The 17,448-nt window shown below is 65.1% G+C and carries 13 protein-coding genes; 4 read left to right on the top strand and 9 right to left on the bottom strand.

Going from position 1 to position 17,448, the window contains the following annotated elements; genetic code table 11:
* Positions 1-37: 37 nt before the first annotated feature.
* Positions 38-1,102 (top strand): NAD(P)-dependent alcohol dehydrogenase, encoded by a 1,065-nt coding sequence (locus tag API01S_RS01475; RefSeq protein WP_050729991.1) that lies wholly within the window; start codon positions 38-40, stop codon positions 1,100-1,102.
* A 111-nt stretch (positions 1,103-1,213) separates the two neighbouring features.
* Here the strand turns inward: API01S_RS01475 and aceA are convergent, their stop codons facing one another.
* Entirely contained in the window at positions 1,214-2,533 is a 1,320-nt protein-coding gene (gene aceA / locus API01S_RS01470) for an isocitrate lyase (RefSeq protein WP_039883373.1), read from the bottom strand.
* A 319-nt stretch (positions 2,534-2,852) separates the two neighbouring features.
* On the opposite strand from aceA, the gene queF reads away from it, so the two are divergent.
* The 3 genes from queF (at position 2,853) to API01S_RS01455 (ending at position 6,399) form a co-directional block, all read left to right on the top strand.
* Positions 2,853-3,677, top strand: a complete 825-nt coding sequence (gene queF, locus API01S_RS01465; protein ID WP_061302788.1) for an NADPH-dependent 7-cyano-7-deazaguanine reductase QueF — start codon at positions 2,853-2,855, stop codon at positions 3,675-3,677.
* 148 nt (positions 3,678-3,825) lie between these two features.
* A complete protein-coding gene (locus tag API01S_RS01460; RefSeq protein WP_061302786.1) occupies positions 3,826-4,980 on the top strand; it encodes a M20 aminoacylase family protein in 1,155 nt (384 codons plus the stop codon).
* 90 nt (positions 4,981-5,070) lie between these two features.
* A complete protein-coding gene (locus API01S_RS01455; protein WP_217481362.1) occupies positions 5,071-6,399 on the top strand; it encodes an MFS transporter in 1,329 nt (442 codons plus the stop codon).
* On the opposite strand, the gene API01S_RS01450 is transcribed toward API01S_RS01455, so the two are convergent.
* From API01S_RS01450 to API01S_RS01415, 8 genes are all read right to left on the bottom strand, one after another.
* Positions 6,345-7,658: an MFS transporter gene (locus API01S_RS01450; protein ID WP_061303791.1), complete on the bottom strand. Its 1,314-nt coding sequence runs from the start codon at positions 7,656-7,658 to the stop codon at positions 6,345-6,347. The two genes, API01S_RS01455 and API01S_RS01450, sit on opposite strands and share 55 nt — an antisense overlap.
* Before the next feature lie 212 nt (positions 7,659-7,870).
* On the bottom strand, positions 7,871-8,443 hold the full coding sequence (pgsA, locus tag API01S_RS01445) for a CDP-diacylglycerol--glycerol-3-phosphate 3-phosphatidyltransferase (protein ID WP_006220473.1): 573 nt from the start codon (positions 8,441-8,443) through the stop codon (positions 7,871-7,873).
* 107 nt (positions 8,444-8,550) lie between these two features.
* Complete coding sequence (gene uvrC / locus API01S_RS01440; RefSeq protein WP_061302784.1) at positions 8,551-10,380, bottom strand: excinuclease ABC subunit UvrC; 1,830 nt, start codon at positions 10,378-10,380, stop codon at positions 8,551-8,553.
* A complete protein-coding gene (gene nagZ, locus API01S_RS01435) occupies positions 10,343-11,401 on the bottom strand; it encodes a beta-N-acetylhexosaminidase (protein WP_061302782.1) in 1,059 nt (352 codons plus the stop codon). Before nagZ ends, uvrC begins: the two co-directional genes overlap by 38 nt.
* A 47-nt stretch (positions 11,402-11,448) precedes the next feature.
* The gene (gene acpS / locus API01S_RS01430; protein WP_006220476.1) at positions 11,449-11,880 is read right to left on the bottom strand and encodes a holo-ACP synthase; all 432 of its coding nucleotides are present in this window, start codon (positions 11,878-11,880) and stop codon (positions 11,449-11,451) included.
* A 63-nt stretch (positions 11,881-11,943) separates the two neighbouring features.
* The gene (locus tag API01S_RS01425) at positions 11,944-12,684 is read right to left on the bottom strand and encodes a pyridoxine 5'-phosphate synthase (protein ID WP_006220477.1); all 741 of its coding nucleotides are present in this window, start codon (positions 12,682-12,684) and stop codon (positions 11,944-11,946) included.
* Complete coding sequence (locus API01S_RS01420) at positions 12,681-14,198, bottom strand: efflux transporter outer membrane subunit (protein ID WP_006220478.1); 1,518 nt, start codon at positions 14,196-14,198, stop codon at positions 12,681-12,683. The genes API01S_RS01425 and API01S_RS01420 overlap by 4 nt, the downstream gene beginning before the upstream one ends.
* The gene (locus API01S_RS01415; protein WP_006220479.1) at positions 14,195-17,425 is read right to left on the bottom strand and encodes an efflux RND transporter permease subunit; all 3,231 of its coding nucleotides are present in this window, start codon (positions 17,423-17,425) and stop codon (positions 14,195-14,197) included. The genes API01S_RS01420 and API01S_RS01415 overlap by 4 nt, the downstream gene beginning before the upstream one ends.
* Positions 17,426-17,448 lie beyond the last annotated feature (23 nt).

The raw sequence follows: 17,448 nt of genomic DNA, 5'->3' as shown, positions 1-17,448 counted from the left end.
TGTGAACGCTTGCTTAACAAAATCAGCAGAGTTCATCATGACCCAAGCCCGTGGCTACGCCGCCCACAGTTCCGACACCCCGCTCGTTCCCTTCAGTTTCACCCGTCGCGAACCGGGCGATGACGACGTGCGGATCGACATCCTGTACAGCGGCATCTGCCACTCGGACCTGCACCAGGCGCGCGGCGACTGGGGCAACTCGGTCTACCCGATGGTGCCCGGCCACGAGATCATCGGCCGCGTTGCGCAAGTGGGCAAGAACGTCACGCGCTTTGCCGTGGGCGACTATGCCGGTGTGGGCTGCATGGTGGACTCGTGCCTGCACTGCAAAGCCTGCCGCCTGAACCTGGAACAGTATTGCGAGGAAGGCGCTACGCTGACCTACAACGACAAGGAACGCGGCAGCGAGCAACTGACGTTCGGCGGCTATTCCGATCACATCGTCGTCAAAGAACATTTTGTGGTGAAGGTGTCCGACAAACTGGACTTGAAGGCCGTTGCTCCGCTCTTGTGCGCCGGCATCACCACCTATTCGCCGCTGCGCCACTGGAAGGTGGGTCCCGGCCAGAAAGTGGGCGTCATCGGCCTGGGCGGCCTGGGCCACATGGGCGTGAAGTTCGCGCACGCGATGGGCGCGCACGTCGTGATGATCACGACGTCCGCCGAGAAAGGCCGCGACGCCCGGCGCCTGGGCGCGGACGAGGTGCTGGTGTCGCGCGACGCCGACGCCATGGCCGCGCACGCGGGCACGTTCGATTTCCTGTTGAACACCGTACCGGTCAGCCATGACGTCAATCCGTACCTGGCCTTGCTCACGTTGAACGGCACGATGGCGCTGGTGGGCGCGCTGACGCCGCTGGATCCGATCCCCGGCGCGAACCTGATCATGGGCCGCAAGACGCTGGCGGGTTCCGCGATTGGCGGCATGCAGGAAACGCAGGAAATGATGGACTTCTGCGCCGAGCATGGCATCGTCAGCGATGTCGAGATCGTGCCGATCCAGGCCGTCAACGACGCCTACGAACGCCTGGTCAAGAATGACGTGAAGTATCGCTTCGTCATCGACATGGCCTCGCTGGACGGGCAAGCCGCAGCCGCCTGACGCAACGCGCGCGGTCGGGGGTGAAAAAAAAGGGTGCCCGAAGGCACCCTGAATCCACCCTACAACAGCACCTACAACTGCAAAGCAATCAATGCGATCACGCTTGCGCGATCAGGCAACCTTCTGTTCCTTGCCGTGTTCGAACTGGGCCTCTTCCGTGGAGCCGGTAAGCGCCGTGGTCGAGGACTGGCCGTTTTCGATCGTCTGGGTCACGGCGTCGAAATAACCCGTGCCGACTTCGCGCTGGTGCTTCACGGCGGTGAAGCCCATTTCGGCGGCGGCGAATTCCTTCTGCTGCAATTCCACGAAGGCGCTCATCTGGCGGCGGGCGTAGCCGTGGGCCAGTTCGAACATGCCGTAGTTCAGCGCGTGGAAGCCGGCCAGCGTGATGAACTGGAACTTGTAGCCCATCGCGCCCAGCTCGCGCTGGAACTTGGCGATGGTGCCGTCGTCCAGGTTCTTCTTCCAGTTGAACGAGGGCGAGCAGTTGTACGCCAGCAGCTTGCCCGGGAATTGGCGATGAATGGCGTCCGCGAATTTGCGGGCGTATTCCAGATTGGGCGTGGACGTTTCGCACCAGATCAGATCGGCATAAGGCGCGTAGGCCAGACCGCGCGAGATGGCCTGGTCGATGCCGGCCTTGGTGCGGAAGAAGCCTTCAACCGTGCGCTCGCCGGTGATGAACGGGCGGTCGTTTTCATCCACGTCGCTGGTCACCAGGTCGGCCGCGTCAGCGTCGGTGCGGGCCAGCAACACGGTGGGCGTGCCCATCGTATCGGCCGCCAGGCGCGCCGACACCAGCTTGGCGACGGCTTCGCGGGTCGGCACCAGCACCTTGCCGCCCATGTGGCCGCACTTCTTCACGGACGCCAGCTGATCTTCGAAGTGCACGCCCGAGGCGCCCGCGTCGATCATGGCCTTCATCAGTTCAAAGGCGTTGAGCACGCCGCCAAAACCCGCTTCGGCATCAGCCACGATGGGCGCGAAGTAATCGATGTAGCCCTCGTCGCCCGGGTTCTTGCCTTCCATCCATTGGATCTGGTCGCAGCGCGCCAACGAATTGTTGATGCGGCGGACCACTTGCGGCACCGAATTGGCGGGGTACAGGGACTGGTCGGGATACATTTCGCCGGCCAGGTTGGCGTCGCCCGCCACTTGCCAGCCCGACAGGTAGATGGCCTTGAGGCCGGCCTTGACCTGTTGCATGGCCTGGTTGCCGGTCAGGGCGCCCAGAGAATTCACGAAAGGTTCGCTATGCAGCAATTCCCACAAGCGGGTGGCGCCACGTTCGGCCAGCGTGTGCTGCACGCTGATCGAGCCGCGCAGGCGGATGACATCTTCTGCGCTGTAGTCGCGCTTGATGCCCTGCCAGCGGGAATTCTCGGCCCAGTCTTTCTGCAAATTGCGGATTTCGGTTTCGCGAGTGCTCATGGTGATGCTCCTGGTCAGTGATAAGAAGACTTCAAAGATTCGCGTCTTGCATTGCGTGAATCGTTGGAGAAAGTCTATGCCTGTGCTGCAGAGCAATGTGGGCTTATGTCTTATAGAAGATGAAAAATGTTTTCCCGTAAAATCAATCACTTGAAAGTTCAATTTCGCATTACGGAACGTTTTTTCCATCCGTGAAATGCGCTTTGGTTGCGCAGCAGCAGGAACTTTCACATGACGAGACTTACATTTCACAATGCGGAAAAATGGCGACTTTGAAGCGCCTACAATGCCGCTATTCCCCCGACACACCTGATTTGCCATGACCCAGTCTCACGGCCCCCTGGGCCAGAGCGTGGCCTACGCCTCGCAATACGATCCTTCGCTGCTGTTTCCCATCGCGCGTTCGCATAACCGCGCGGCGCTGAACCTGCATGCCGGCAACCTGCCCTTCAAGGGCGTGGACCTGTGGAATGCCTACGAGCTGTCCTGGCTGGACGCCAAGGGCAAGCCGCGTGTGGCGATGGCCACGTTCTCGGTGCCGGCCGACAGCCCGAACATCATCGAATCCAAGTCGTTCAAGCTCTATCTGAATTCGTTCAACCAGACGCGGCTGGTCAATTCCGCCGCGCTGCGCGGGCGGCTGGAACGCGACCTGAGCGCGGCTGCCGGCGCGCCGGTGGGGCTGGATTTCTTCCTGCCCCAGCGCTTTTCCGAATTGCAGATGGGCGAGATGGACGGCATCTATATCGACAAGCTGGATATCGAGATCGACACCTACGAGCCCGCGCCCGAAGTGCTGCGCACCCGCCCCGGTGACGTGGTCGAGGAAACGCTGGCGTCGCGCCTGCTCAAGTCCAATTGCCCGGTGACCGGCCAGCCCGATTGGGCCAGTGTGCAGATCCGCTACCGGGGCGCCCCCATCGACCGCGAATCGCTGCTGCGCTATGTGGTCTCGTTCCGCCAGCATGCCGAATTCCACGAACACTGCGTCGAGCGCATTTTCAGCGACATCATGCAGGCTTGCGCGCCGGAACAGCTGACCGTCTATGCGCGCTACACGCGTCGCGGCGGGCTGGACATCAACCCGTGGCGCAGCAACGTCGACACCGCTCCCCCGGTGGACGTGCGTACGGTCCGCCAGTAAGTCGCATCGCGGGGCCGCCCGCTGATGATTAGTTACAAACGCACTACCCTCTGCGGATTTCGTTTATGGTTCGCTCGGCATCAGGCGGGCCGCCCGGCCCGCCGCCTATCCGAATCCCAGACATTTCACTTCCCCCAAGGAGGCGGCAATGCAAGTGCGAGATTGGTTTGTCGAGCGCCAACCCGAGTTCGCGCAATGGAGGCAAGACCTTCACGCGCATCCGGAATTGGGTTTCCAGGAACATCGCACCGCCGAACAGGTGGCGGCCAAGCTGCGGCACTGGGGCCTGGAGGTGCACGAGGGCATAGGTGGCACGGGCGTGGTGGCCGTGTTGCCAGGCAAGCGGTCCGGCAATCGTCGCATCGGCTTGCGGGCAGACATGGATGCGCTGCCCATGCAGGAAAAAACCACGCTGCCCTACCGCTCCGTTCATGACGGCGCCTTCCATGGCTGCGGGCACGATGGCCACACCGCCACCTTGCTGGCGGTCGCTTTGCATCTGTCGCAGAACCGGGACTTTGCGGGCACGGTCAACTTCATCTTCCAGCCCGCCGAAGAAACCCTGGCGGGCGGCGCGGCGATGATCGCCGACGGACTCTTCAAGCGTTTTCCCTGCGACGAAATCTACGGGCTGCACAACAACCCGATGCTCGGCAAGGGCCGCGTCGCCGTGCGCGAAGGGGCCTTGCTGGCCGCCTGTGACGGGTTCACGATTCGCGTGCATGGCGTGGGCTGCCATGGCGGCATGCCGCAGCAAGGCAATGACCCGGTCGTCATCGCCAGCCAGTTGGTGGGCATGCTGCAAACCGTGGTCAGCCGCTCGCTGGATCCGCTCGTGGCGGGCGTGGTCAGCGTGGGCATGATGCACGGCGGCTCCGCGCCCAACGTCATCCCCGACATGATGGAGCTGCGCGGCACGGTACGCACGATGAGCGTTTCCGCACGGGAAACAGCGCTGCGCCGGATGCGCGAAATATGCGAGGGGCTGGCGCTTGCCAACTCCACCCGCATCGACTGCGAATTCGGCCTGGGGTGCCCGCCCACCATCAATGCACCGGGCCCCGCCGCCACCGTCGCGGCCGCCGCCGCCCGCGTGGTCGGCGCTGAATCGGTGGACACGCGCATCACGCCGCTGATGGCCTCGGAAGATTTCTCGTACCTGCTGCAGGAATGCCCGGGCGCGTATTTCTTCGTCGGCCAGGACGGCCCATTCTGCCATCACCCGGAATTCGATTTCGACGACGACATCCTGCCCACCGGCGCGGCCGTCTTCGTCGAGATCGTGCGCGACCGCCTGGGCTGATCCCCCTTCCCTTCGCTTGGCCATCCGGGCTGCGCCACGCTGGCGCGCCCGTGTCCCCTTACGCCTGAACAGCGCTTGCAGGAGTCCGTCATGACGCTCCCCGCTTATCAAGTCAGCCCCGCCATGCGTCGCCGCGTGGTGATTGCCTCGGTGCTGGGCAACGCCTTCGAGTGGTTCGACTTCGCCATCTACGGCATGTTCGCCGCCGTGATCTCGCGGCTGTATTTCCCCACCGGAGACAACGCCACGTCGCTGCTGCTGGGGCTGGCCACCTTCGGCGTGGCCTTTGCCGTGCGACCGATCGGCGGTCTGGTCCTGGGCATCTACGCCGACCGCCACGGACGCCGCCGCGCGCTGTCCCTGATGATCCTGATGATGGCGGGCGGCACCGCCATGATCGGCGTGCTGCCCACCTACGCTTCCATCGGCGTCGCGGCCAGCGTGCTGATGCTGGTGGCGCGGCTGATCCAGGGGTTCTCGGTAGGCGGTGAATATGCGAGCGCCAGCGCCATGCTGGTCGAGTTCGCCCCGCCCGGCAAGCGCGGCCTGTACGGCAGTTTCCAGATGTGCTCGCAAGCCTTGGCGTTTTCCGCCGGCGCGGGCGTCGTCTACCTGCTGTCGTCCAATCTGGCGACGGCCGACCTGGAAAGCTGGGGGTGGCGCGTGCCGTTCCTGTTCGGCATGCTGATCGGCCCCATCGGCTATTACCTGCGCACGCAAGTCGATGAAACACCGGAATTCCGCCGTTTCCAGGACCAGCGCGACAAGCCCACGCAGACCACGTTGCGCGCGCTGTTCTCGCGCTATCCGCGCGAACTGATCGGGTCGTTCTGCATCGTGGTCACGGGCACGGCGTCCAACTACGTGATGCTGTTGTACCTGCCGCTGTTCGCCGTCACGGAATTGGGGCTGTCGATGGGTGACGCGCAACTGAGCAGCGCGCTGGCGGCCGTGCTGCTGCTGGTGCTGTGTCCGCTGTCCGGCGCGCTGTCGGATCGCCTGACGCGCCGTGCCCTGATGCTGCCGGCGACGTTCGCCTTTGGGGTCGTCACGTGGGTGATGATGGCGCGCGTGCTGCAAGAACCGTCGTTCGCCACCCTGCTGCAAGCGCAACTGGCGGCCGCCGTCTGCATGGGTGTCATGTGGGGGCCCACGCCCGCGCTGATGACCGAGATCCTGCCGGTGAACCTGCGGTCCACGGGCGTGTCGCTGTCGTACAACCTGGCGGTGATGCTGTTCGGCGGCCTCGCGCCCTTCATCAACACCGCCCTCATCCAGCAGACGGGCAACCGGATGGTGCCCGCCTACTACGTGGCGCTATGCGTGCTGATCGGCCTGGCCGGGCTACTGTTGCTGGGGCGGGGTCAGGACCGGACTGCCGCGCCCGCCGGCACGATCGGGTCGGCGCGACGCGCCTGAACCGCGATCCACTGCGCCAGCAAGGCCGCCGCCGTGAACGCTACGCCCGCGCCCACCCATGGGCCCTGACGGAAACCGGCATCCAGCAGCAAGCCGAACGCCAAGGGGCCCAGCGCCGAGCCGACATCCATGCCCGAATACACCAGCCCGTAGACCGAGCCGGTCGAGCCCTTGGGCGTCACGCGGCGGATCAGCATGTCGCGCGAAGGCGCGGCCACGCCGGAGCAGAAACCGGCCAGCCCCACCACGGGCGCTGCCAGCGCGGCGGGCACGAGACCCAGCGCCAGCACCACCAGCGTCAAGCCGGCCAACAGCAGCGCCACCATGACCGTGCGTTCGGTGCGCGGGTTGGCCGACACCAGAAAGCCGCCCGCCGCCATGCCTACCGCCGAGGCCACCATATAGCCGGACAAGGCCGAGCTGGCGACGACTTCGGACAGGCCGTACAGCTGGTCCAACAGCGGAATCGTGTAGTTCTGCACCGACGACAAGGCAATCGACGTGCAGGCGAAAAACAGGAACGCGCCCCACAGCGCCGGCTTGGACAGCAGCGTGGCCAGCGTGGTCAGCACGCCTTCCGGCGGTTTGGCGGCCGGCTTGGCTGCCGGCGTCGCCGCTGCCTGGAGGCCTTCATGCGCCGCCGCATCCTCCGGCAAGGGACCGCCCAGCAGCTTGCCGCCCAGTATCGTCAACAGCAGCACCACCGCCACCAGGCCGGCCGCGCTGTAGGCGGCCACGCGCCAGTCGGCCAGCAAGATGATCGTGGTCATGAAAACCGGGGTCAGCGCCCAGCCCAGGTTGCCTGTCAGCCCGTGCGCCGAAAACGCATGCCCCAGCCGCGACGCCGTGATGCGATGGTTGATGATGGAGTAGTCGGCGGGGTGGAAAACCGAATTGCCGATGCCGCCGACGATAGCGGCAGCCATCAACATGGGGTAGCCGTTAGCCGAGCCAATCAATACGCCGGACAGGACAAAACACGCCAGTCCAAACCACAACACGGGCCGCGCGCCGATGCGGTCCACCACGAAACCGGACGAAGCCTGGCCGATGCCCGACACCACGTAGAAGGTAGCCACCAGCGCGCCGACGCGCGCGAAGTCCAGGCCGAAGGCCGTGGCCAGCGACACGTTGAGCAGCGGCAGCACCAGTTGAAAAAAGTGCGAGGCGGCGTGGGCAACGCCAATGAGCAGAATGGTTTTCCAGTCGCGCCGGCGTATGTCGGCGTCCGATGGCAGTGTGGTGGCGGCGGTGTTCATCGCAAAAGGCCGCGGCGGCGGCGGGTAGCGCACGCGGCGAAGCGATGCGCGGGTTGTCTCCGGCAACGGCCGGGAAGCCCGGACGTCGTGTTCATGGCGATTGCGGCGTCAAGGCCGGGCCGGATCGTGCCGGCCATCGCTCTTTGGCTGTGTCGGCGGCCGTCCTGCGCGAGCCGGGCCGCCGGCTTGAATATCGGGTTACCGCAGCAGGCTTACAGCGCCTTCTCGCGAATGGCGGGCCAGGCGCGTTGCAGGTAATACAGCATCGACCAGACCGTCAGCACGGCTGCCACGACAATCAGCACGTCGCCCAGCAGCTTGGTGTTCATGCCGTAAACCGGCTGGTTGTACAGCAGGCAGGGAATCGCCACCATCTGGGCGGCGGTCTTGAACTTGCCCAGGCGATGCACGGCGACGCTGGCGCTGGCGCCGATCTTGGCCATCCATTCGCGCAGGGCCGAAATGGTGATTTCACGGCCGATGATGATCAGCGAGATGAAGGCGTCGACGCGGCTCAGGTCCAGCAGGACGATCAGCGCGGCGCACACCATGAGCTTGTCCGCGACAGGGTCGAGGAAGGCGCCGAAGGCCGAGGTCTGGTTCCAGCGGCGGGCCAGCCAGCCGTCGAACCAGTCGGTCAGCGCCGCGATGATGAACGCCCACGCCGCAAACGTGTCGCGGGTGGGAACCGACATCCAGCTCTCGGGCAGGTAGAACAGCCCGACCACCAGCGGAATCATGGCGATGCGCAGCCATGTCAGGATAATGGGTACGTTAATTGGCATAGTGTCCGTATGCTACATCAGCCGGATGACGCTGGCTGTATCGGCGCGTCCCGTTGACCGCCCATCGACCGCCCCCCTGCCCGGCCGACCGCGCCATGGCCGTCGGGTCAGCCACGCAAGGCCTCATAAATGCGCTCGGCCAGGTCCTGCGAAATGCCGTCCACCGACGCCAGGTCCTCGATGCTGGCCGACGCCACCCCCGAAAACCCGCCGAAGCGAGCCAGCAGCCGCTGGCGCCGCCGCGCGCCCACGCCTTCGATCTCTTCCAGGCGCGACACGTTGCGCGTCTTGGCGCGGCGCGCGCGCATGCCGGTGATGGCGAAGCGGTGCGCCTCGTCGCGCACCTGGGCGATCAGCATCAGCGCGGCGGACTCGCCGCCCAGCGCCACAGGCGGCCGTTCGTCGGCGAACACCAGGGTTTCCAGGCCGACCTTGCGCCCTTCCCCCTTGGCCACGCCCACCAGTGTCTGGATATCCAGTCCCAATTCCACGAACACCTTGCGCGCGACCTCGACCTGGCCCTTGCCGCCATCGATCAGCACCAGCCCCGGCATCGGGGCGTCGCCGTCGGCCACCTTGGCGAAGCGGCGCGTCAGCACCTGGCGCATCGCGGCGTAATCATCGCCCGGCGTGATCCCGGCGATGTTGTAACGGCGATAGAGCGAAGGCTGCATGTCATGGTGTTCGAACACCACGCAGGACGCCTGGGTGGCTTCGCCCGCCGTGTGGCTGATGTCGAAGCACTCGATGCGCAGCGCGTCCAGCGCGGCTTCGTCGGTGTCCAGGTCCAGCGCTTCGGCCAGCGCCAGCGTGCGGGCGGCGCGCGCGCCGGATTCGGTCAGCGCGCGAGCCAGCGCCATCTCGGCATTCTTGGTCGCCTGTTCCAGCCACGACCGGCGCGCGCCCTGCGGACGCGTCAACAGGCGCGACGGACGCCCGCCTGCCTGTTCGATCAGCAGGTTGATGAGTTCCGGGTCGGGCAAGGCATGCGAACAGACCAGCACTGGCGGCATGGCGTTGTCGGTGTAATGCTGGGCAATGAACGCCTCCAGCACCTGCGGCGCGGCCTCGCCTTCGGCGTGCGTCGGGAAAAAAGGCTTGTCGCCCAGGTGGCGGCCGCCGCGCACCATCGCCAGGTTCACGCAGACCTTGCCGCCCGCAATCGCCACGGCGATGACGTCGGTGTCTTCGCCGCTGGTGTTCTCCATGGTCTGCTGGTGCAGCACGCGCGCCAGCGAGCCCATCTGGTCACGCAAGGCCGCCGCTTCTTCAAAGCGCAGTTCCATCGCCGCCTGCTGCATGCGCGTTTCGATTTCGCCCATGACGTCTTTCGCTTCCCCGTTCAGGAAGCGCACGGCGCGCTGCACGTCGCGCTGATATTCCTCGGCCTCGATCGCGCCCACGCAAGGGGCCGAACAGCGCCCGATCTGATGCAGCAGACAGGGCCGCGAGCGGTTGGCGAAGACGGTGTCTTCACAGGTGCGCAGGCGAAAGACTTTTTGCAGGATCTGGATGGTTTCGCGCACCGCCCAGGCATTGGGGAACGGCCCGAAAAACTGGCCGCGCTTGTTCGTCGCGCCCCGGTAATAGGCGATGCGTGCCCATTCGTGGCCGGTGATCAGCAGGTAGGGGTAAGACTTGTCGTCGCGAAACAGGATGTTGTAGCGCGGCTTCAGGCTCTTGATGAGGTTGTTTTCCAGGATCAGCGCTTCGGCTTCGGAGCGCGTGACGGTGACCTCAAGCCGCGCCACTTTCGACACCATCTGGGCGATGCGCGGGCTGGCGAGGTTCTTCTGGAAATACGACGAGACGCGCTTTTTCAGGTCGCGCGCCTTGCCGACATACATGACTTCACCGGCCGCATCCAGGTGTCGATAGACACCCGGAAGATGCGGCAGGTCAGCCAGGAACGATTTGAGATTGAAGTCGTCGGGCATTCTGATAACGGCTTTCGGCCTGCAAGGTATCCCAGTCGGGCGCGTCGAAACGCGGCATCAGGCGGCGGATGCGCTCGACCGATTCGGGCGCGTGCTTGAACGTCAGCCGCGCAAGCAGGTCGTCGGCCAGGTCCGGGCGGTTGCACACCAGCACCATGTCGCAACCCGCATTCAGCGCAGCGTTTGCACGGGCCAGGATATCACCCGCCACCGAAGCGCCTTCCATGGTCAGGTCGTCGGAGAACACCACGCCGTCATAGGCCAGGCGCTTGCGCAGGATGTCCTGCACCCAGCGCTTGGAAAAGCCGGCCGGGTGCTTGTCGACCTTGGGATAGATCACGTGCGCGGGCATCACCGACGGCAGCACCGCGTCGCCCAGCCACGCGTAAGGGGCCGCGTCGTCGTTCAGGATCTCGTCCAGCTTGCGCGGGTCGACGGGGATTTCGTGGTGCGAGTCCGCGCCTACGAAACCATGGCCGGGGAAGTGCTTGCCGCAGGCCGACATGCCGGCCAGCGCCAGGCCCTGGATCAACGCGCGCGACAGCATCGTCACCACGCGCGGATCCGAATGGAACGCGCGGTTGCCGATCACCTTGCTGACGCCGTAGTCCAGGTCCAGCACGGGCGTGAAGCTCATGTCCACGCCGCAAGCACGCAGTTCCGCGGCCAGCACGTAGCCCGCCTCGGTCGCCAGGCGCATGGCGTGCAGCGGGTCGCGGTCCCACAAGACGCCCAGGTCGCGCATGGCGGGCAAGGCGGTGAAACCGTCTTCGCGGAAGCGCTGCACGCGGCCGCCCTCGTGATCGACCAGGATCAGCAGCGGCTCTTTGCGGGCCTTGTGGATCTGGCGGGTCAAGCGCGTCAGCTGCTTGCGGCTTTCGAAGTTGCGGGCAAAAAGAATCACACCGCCCACCAGCGGGTGGCGCAGGCGTGTCTTTTCTTCCTTGGTGAGCGAGGTGCCCGCCACGTCGACCATCACGGGGCCGGGAGGCAGGACTTCCTTGGATTTTTTCTTGGCCATGAGGCTGTCCTTATATCTATTGGGCAAGCGGCGGCGCGGCGGCCGGCTCAGGGCTTGCGTTCGACCACCACGTAGGCGGCGGCCATATCGGATTCGTCGGTAATGGACACGTGCGCGGCGCCGAAACGCTGACCATACCAGTCCAGCAATTCGGGCGCGATGACCAGCACCGGGCGGCCACCGGGCGCGTTCAGCGTCTGCACGCGCCGCCACGTCATCGGCATGCGCATGCCCAGCCCGATGGCTTTGGAAAAGGCTTCCTTGGCGGCAAAGCGCGTGGCCAGGAAGCGCACGCCGCGCACGGGATCGCGGGCGCGGCGTGCGTGGAATTTCTGCAATTCCTCAGTACCCAGGATCTTTTCCGCGAAGCGGTCGCCGTGCCGCTCCAGCGCGCGTTCGATGCGGTCAATGCGCAGCAGGTCCATGCCGATGCCGGCGATGGCGCCAGCGGGCGACGGGGCTTTCGGGGAGTCAGACATGGGCGTCAACCAGAAACAGCGGCTTGGGAAACGACGGGCGCGCGGATGCGATCCAGGCTGGCGTCACAGGCCGCGCAGTGCTTGAAGGCGGGCTCGCACCATCACCGCTTTCATGTCGCGCACCGCTTTTTCCCAGCCGTCGAACACCGCTTGCGCCACGATGGCATGGCCGATGTTCAATTCGGAAATGCCGTCGATGGCGGCCACCGGCGCGACATTGCCCAAGTGCAGGCCATGGCCGGCGTTCACACGCAGGCCGTGGCGCAAGCCTTCGGCCACGGCCAGGCGTATGCGTTGCAATTCGGCCTGGGCTGCCTCGCCCTCGGCTTCGGCATAAGCGCCGGTGTGCAATTCGATCACCGTGGCGCCGGCCTTGGCCGCCGCCGCGATCTGCACCGGGTCTGCGTCGATGAACAGCGACACGCGGATGCCGGCTTCGGTCAGCAAGCCGACCGCATCCGTCACGGCTTTCATTGCGCCGGCAACTTCCAGGCCGCCTTCGGTGGTCAGTTCGGTGCGCTTTTCAGGCACCAGGCAGACGTCGTTGGGTTTGACGGCGCACGCGATTTCCAGCATTTCATCCGTGATCGCGCATTCCAGGTTCATGCGCGTGCGCAGTTGCGGACGGATGGCGTAGACGTCGGCGTCCTGGATGTGGCGGCGATCTTCACGCAGATGCAGCGTGATGAGGTCGGCCCCGGCATCTTCGGCGCGCAGCGCCGCGGCCACCGGGTCCGGATACACCGTATGGCGTTGTTGCCGCAACGTGGCAACGTGATCGATATTTACACCAAGTTCTATCATTGAGCGGTCGTCGTCACTTTGGTCGGTTCTTTCGTGTTTTCTTCCCAGCCGCCGCCCAGCGCTTTGTAGAGCTCCACGCGGTTGATCAGCGCGGCCAAACCGGTTTGCACCAGCGAGAGCTGGGCATTGAAGAAGTCCACCTGCGCGGTCTGCACCTGCAAGTAGCTGTCGATGCCATTGGTATAACGCAGATTCGACAGTTCCAGCGTGCGCGAGGACGATTCCTGCAACGCGCGCTGGGCGTCAAGCTGCGCGCCATACGTGGCTTCGCCCGCCAGCGCGTCGGACACTTCCCGGAACGCCTGCTGGATGGTCTGCTCGTATTGCGCCACGGCGATATTGTCGCGCGCCTTCGCCAGATTCAGCCCCTCGCGGATGCTGCCGCCCGCGAACAGCGGGGTCGTAATCGACGGCGAGAAGCTCCAATAGCCCTGCCCGCCCTTGAACAGATCGCCCAACGACGGGCTGGCCACGCCCAGCAGGCCGGTCAGCGAGATGGTCGGGAAGAACGCAGCGCGTGCGGCACCGATGTTGGCGTTGGCCGATTTCAGCTGGTTTTCCGCCGCCAGGATGTCGGGGCGGCGCTCCAGCAGATCGGACGGCAGGCCGGACGGCACGGTGGCCAAGAGCTGGTCGCGGCCGAACGTGGCGGCCTCGGGCAAGTCGGCGGGCAGCGGCGTGCCCACCAGCAGCACCAGGGCGTTCAGGGCCTGCGCGCGGGCGCGCGCCAGTTGCGCCAGGTCGGATGACGCCGTGTCCAGCAAGGACTTGGACTGGTTCAGATCCAGTTCCGAGGCCACGCCGCCGTCGAAACGGCGCTTGACCAGGTTGTAGGATTCCTGGCGCGAGGCCAGCGTACGCTGCGTCAGATCCAACTGGACTTCGGCCGCGCGCAGGTTGAAATACGACTGCGCAACGGAGCCGACCAGCGTGATCTGCACGGTCTTCTGCGCCTGCTCGGTCGACAGGTACTGCTGATATGCCGCCTCGGACAGATTGCGCAAACGGCCGAACAGATCGATTTCAAAGGTCGTCAGGCCGATGCCGGCCTGGTACGAACTGGAGATCGAGCTGGAATCCGGCCCGCCCGCGCGCATGTTGGCGGGCAGATGCTGGCGTTGCCCCTGGATGCCCGCGCCAATGCTGGGCCATTGCGCCCCGCGTTGGACGCCGTACTGGGCACGCGCCTCTTCCACGCGCTGCACTGCCACGCGCAGGTCGCGGTTGTTCACCAGCGACAGCGAAATCAGTCTTTGCAGGCGGGGATCGCGGAAGAATTCGCGCCAGCCCAGGTCGGCGGCGGGAATCCCGGCCTCGGGCACGACGGCCGAAGCCGGTTGCGTGCCCAGCGACGTGGGATTGTTGTAGCCGCCGTATTGCACCTTGGGCTGGTCGGGCCAGACGCCCGTGACCGGGGCGTCGGGACGCTGGTAGTCGGGCGCCAGCGAGCAGCCAGCCAACGCCACCGCCACGAAGGCGGACAAAGCGGATTGCTTGATCATCAGGGCTTTCATGCCTTGCCCTCCGGGCCACCGTTGGGTTGTGCGGGAGTGTGGCCCGTGTCCGTCACGGGCTGGCCATCGGCCGTTTTCTTGGCGGCCTGCTCTTCTTCCCAAGCCTTCAATTCTGCGCCCAGCAGGCGCGGACGGGTCTTGAACAGGCCCAGGACCACCACGAAGAAGGTCGGCACGAAGATCACGGCGAACGGCGTGGCGGCCAACATGCCGCCCAGCACGCCCAGGCCGACCGCGCGCTGGCTGGCTGCGCCCGCGCCGGTGGCCAGCGCCAGCGGCAGCACGCCCAGAATGAATGCCAGCGAGGTCATCAGGATCGGCCGGAACCGCAACCTGGCGGCTTCCACCGCCGATTCATACAACCCCATGCCGCGCGCGTACTGGTCCTTGGCGAACTCCACGATCAGGATGGCGTTCTTGGCCGCCAACCCGATCACGGTCACCATACCCACCTGGAAGTACACGTCGTTGGACATGCCCAGCGCGCTGACCAAAGCCACCGCGCCCAGCATCCCCAGCGGCACCACCAGCATGACCGACAGCGGGATGGCCCAGCTTTCGTACAGCGCGGCCAGCACCAGGAACACGATCAGCAGCGACAGGCCCATCAGGATCGGCGCCTGGTTGCCCGCTTGCCGTTCCTGGTAGGACAGCCCCGTCCATTCATAGCCGAAGCCCTGCGGCAACTGCGCCACCAGGTTCTGCATTTCTTCCATCGCCTGGCCGGTGGTGTAACCCGGCGCGGCGCTGCCGCCGATACGCATGGACTCGTAGCTGTTGTAGCGCACCACCTGCACCGGCCCCTGCACCCACTCGGCCGACACAAAGGTGGACAGCGGCACCATCCCGCCCTGCGTGTTGCGCGCGTTCAGCTGCAACACATCAGACAGCTGCATGCGGTACGGCGCGTCCGCCTGAACCCAGATGTTCTGCATCCGGCCCATGTTCGGGAACTTGCTCAGGTAGGCCGAACCCACCGCCGTCGAGATCAGCGAGGCTGCTTCATTGAAGTCCACGCCCAGGGCGGCGGCCTTGTCGCGGTCGATGTTCAGCGTCAGCTGCGTACCCGCCGCCAGACCCGTGATGCGGACCTGCGACAACACCGGGCTCTTCATGGCCATGCCCATCAACTGGCCCGTGGCCGCGGCCAGCGCTTCGGTCCCGCCCGACGCACGATCCTGCAAGCGCAGGTCGAAGCCGGTGGCGTTGCCCAGGGACGAAATGGCGGGCGGCACCAGCGTGAACACCTGCGCATCGTGGATGCCCATCAACTGCTTCTGGAAAGCGTTGAAGGCGATGGCGCCGGCGGAATCCTGGCGTTCCTTGCGGTCCTTGAAGTCCTTCAGGGTGGTGAACGCGATAGCGGCGTTCAGGCCGTTGCCGTTGAAGCTGTAGCCCTGCACGGCAATGACGTTTTCGACGGCCGGGACATTGCGGAAATATTCCTCGACCTGCTCGATCACTTCGATCGTGCGGTTGGCGCTGGCGCCGGTGGGCAGCTCGATGTTGCTGATCACGTAGCCTTGATCTTCCTCGGGCAGGAACGAAGACGGCAGGCGCAGGTACAACCAGCCCAGCAGCAACACCAGCACCAGGAAGGCCAGCATCATGCGGCCGCCCTTGTGCAGAATGCGCGACACCCAGTTCTGATAGCCGTGCGTGGTGGCGTCGAACTTGCGGTTGAACCAGCCGAAGAAGCCTTTCTTCTCGTTGTGGTGGCCCTTGGGCACCGGCTTGAGAATGGTGGCGCACAAGGCCGGCGTGAAGGTCAGCGCCAGCAGGGCCGAGAAGAAGATCGACACGGCCATGGCCACCGAGAACTGCCGGTAGATCACGCCCACGGACCCGCTCATGAATGCCAGCGGCAGGAACACCGTCACCAGCACCAGCGTAATGCCGATGATGGCCCCGCTGATCTGCGGCATCGCCTTCTTGGTGGCTTCCTTGGGCGGCAGGCCTTCGGTCGCCATGATGCGTTCGACGTTCTCGACCACCACGATCGCATCGTCCACGAGAATCCCGATGGCAAGCACCATCGCGAACATGGTCAATACGTTGATGGAAAAGCCCAGCGCGAGCATCACTGCGAACGAGCCCAGCATGGCGACCGGCACGACCAGCGCCGGGATCAGCGTGTAGCGCACGTTCTGCAGGAACAGGTACATCACCAGGAACACCAGCACCATGGCTTCGACCAGGGTATGCAGCACCTGCTCGATCGAGACCTTGACGTAAGGCGCGGTGTCGTAGGGGATGGCGTACTGGATGTTGCCCGGGAAATACTTGGACAGCTCCGCCATCTGCTGGCGCACGCCCTGGGCAGTGGCCAGCGCGTTGGCGTCCGGCGACAGCACGATGGCGAAGGCCGCCGTGGGCTTGCCGTTCAGGCGGGCGCCGAATTGGTAGTTGTCGGCCCCGACTTCCACGCGGGCCACGTCACGCAGCAACACCTTCGAACCATCGGTGTTGGCGCGCAGCACGATCTTGCCAAAGCCTTCCACCGTGCTCAATTGCCCGTTGGCGGTGACAGTGGCGGTGATGCGCTGCGATTCCGGGTTGGGCGGCGCACCGATGCTGCCGCCGGAGATCAGGACGTTCTGCGCCGAGATCGCCTGGTTGACTTCGTTCATGCTCAGGTTGAAGCCCACCAGCTTGGCGGGATCCACCCAGATGCGCATGGCGCGCGGCGCGGCGAACAACTGGAACTGGCCCACGCCGGCTACGCGCGATACCGGGTTCTGCACGTTGCGCGTGATGTAGTCGGCCAGCGCCGTCTGGTCCAGCGAGCCATCTTCGGACGACACCGTCACGATCATCAGGAAGCCGGTACTGGTCTGCTCGTATTGCAGGCCCTGTTGCTGCACGGCCGCCGGCAACTGCGCGATCACGTTGGATACGCGGTTCTGCACGTCCACCTGCGCAAGATCGGGATTGGTGCCCGGCGCGAAGGTGGCGGTGATGGTGGCGGTGCCGTAGGAATCGCTGACCGACTCGTAATAGATCAGGCCCTTGGCGCCGTTAAGCTTGTCTTCGATGATGCTGGTGACCGATTCCGCCACTTCCTTGGCGGACGCGCCCGGATACGTGGCGGTGATCGTGATGGCCGGCGGGGCCACGTCGGGGTATTGCGCCACTGGCATGTTCGGGATGGCCAACACCCCGGCCAGCAAGATGAACAGGGCGACTACCCAGGCGAAAATTGGTCGATCAATGAAAAATTGCGGCATGTGGGCTGACTCTGAAAGCGATG

The sequence above is a fragment of the Achromobacter piechaudii NBRC 102461 genome, from assembly GCF_001571245.1.
GTDB classification, from domain to species: Bacteria; Pseudomonadota; Gammaproteobacteria; order Burkholderiales; family Burkholderiaceae_B; genus Achromobacter; species Achromobacter piechaudii.
Note: the sequence above shows the minus strand (reverse complement) of the source record. Positions and strands in the feature narration are given on the sequence as shown.

Excerpts from the sequence above, each read along its gene's own strand:
- pgsA (WP_006220473.1), bottom strand. The coding sequence starts at position 8,443 with ATGCCAATTAACGTACCCATTATCCTGACATGGCTGCGCATCGCCATG.
- API01S_RS01420 (WP_006220478.1), bottom strand. The coding sequence starts at position 14,198 with ATGAAAGCCCTGATGATCAAGCAATCCGCTTTGTCCGCCTTCGTGGCG.
- aceA (WP_039883373.1), bottom strand. The coding sequence starts at position 2,533 with ATGAGCACTCGCGAAACCGAAATCCGCAATTTGCAGAAAGACTGGGCC.
- acpS (WP_006220476.1), bottom strand. The coding sequence starts at position 11,880 with ATGTCTGACTCCCCGAAAGCCCCGTCGCCCGCTGGCGCCATCGCCGGC.
- API01S_RS01415 (WP_006220479.1), bottom strand. The coding sequence starts at position 17,425 with ATGCCGCAATTTTTCATTGATCGACCAATTTTCGCCTGGGTAGTCGCC.
- nagZ (WP_061302782.1), bottom strand. The coding sequence starts at position 11,401 with ATGGCCAAGAAAAAATCCAAGGAAGTCCTGCCTCCCGGCCCCGTGATG.
- API01S_RS01475 (WP_050729991.1), top strand. The coding sequence starts at position 38 with ATGACCCAAGCCCGTGGCTACGCCGCCCACAGTTCCGACACCCCGCTC.
- uvrC (WP_061302784.1), bottom strand. The coding sequence starts at position 10,380 with ATGCCCGACGACTTCAATCTCAAATCGTTCCTGGCTGACCTGCCGCAT.
- API01S_RS01425 (WP_006220477.1), bottom strand. The coding sequence starts at position 12,684 with ATGATAGAACTTGGTGTAAATATCGATCACGTTGCCACGTTGCGGCAA.
- queF (WP_061302788.1), top strand. The coding sequence starts at position 2,853 with ATGACCCAGTCTCACGGCCCCCTGGGCCAGAGCGTGGCCTACGCCTCG.
- API01S_RS01450 (WP_061303791.1), bottom strand. The coding sequence starts at position 7,658 with ATGAACACCGCCGCCACCACACTGCCATCGGACGCCGACATACGCCGG.
- API01S_RS01455 (WP_217481362.1), top strand. The coding sequence starts at position 5,071 with ATGACGCTCCCCGCTTATCAAGTCAGCCCCGCCATGCGTCGCCGCGTG.
- API01S_RS01460 (WP_061302786.1), top strand. The coding sequence starts at position 3,826 with ATGCAAGTGCGAGATTGGTTTGTCGAGCGCCAACCCGAGTTCGCGCAA.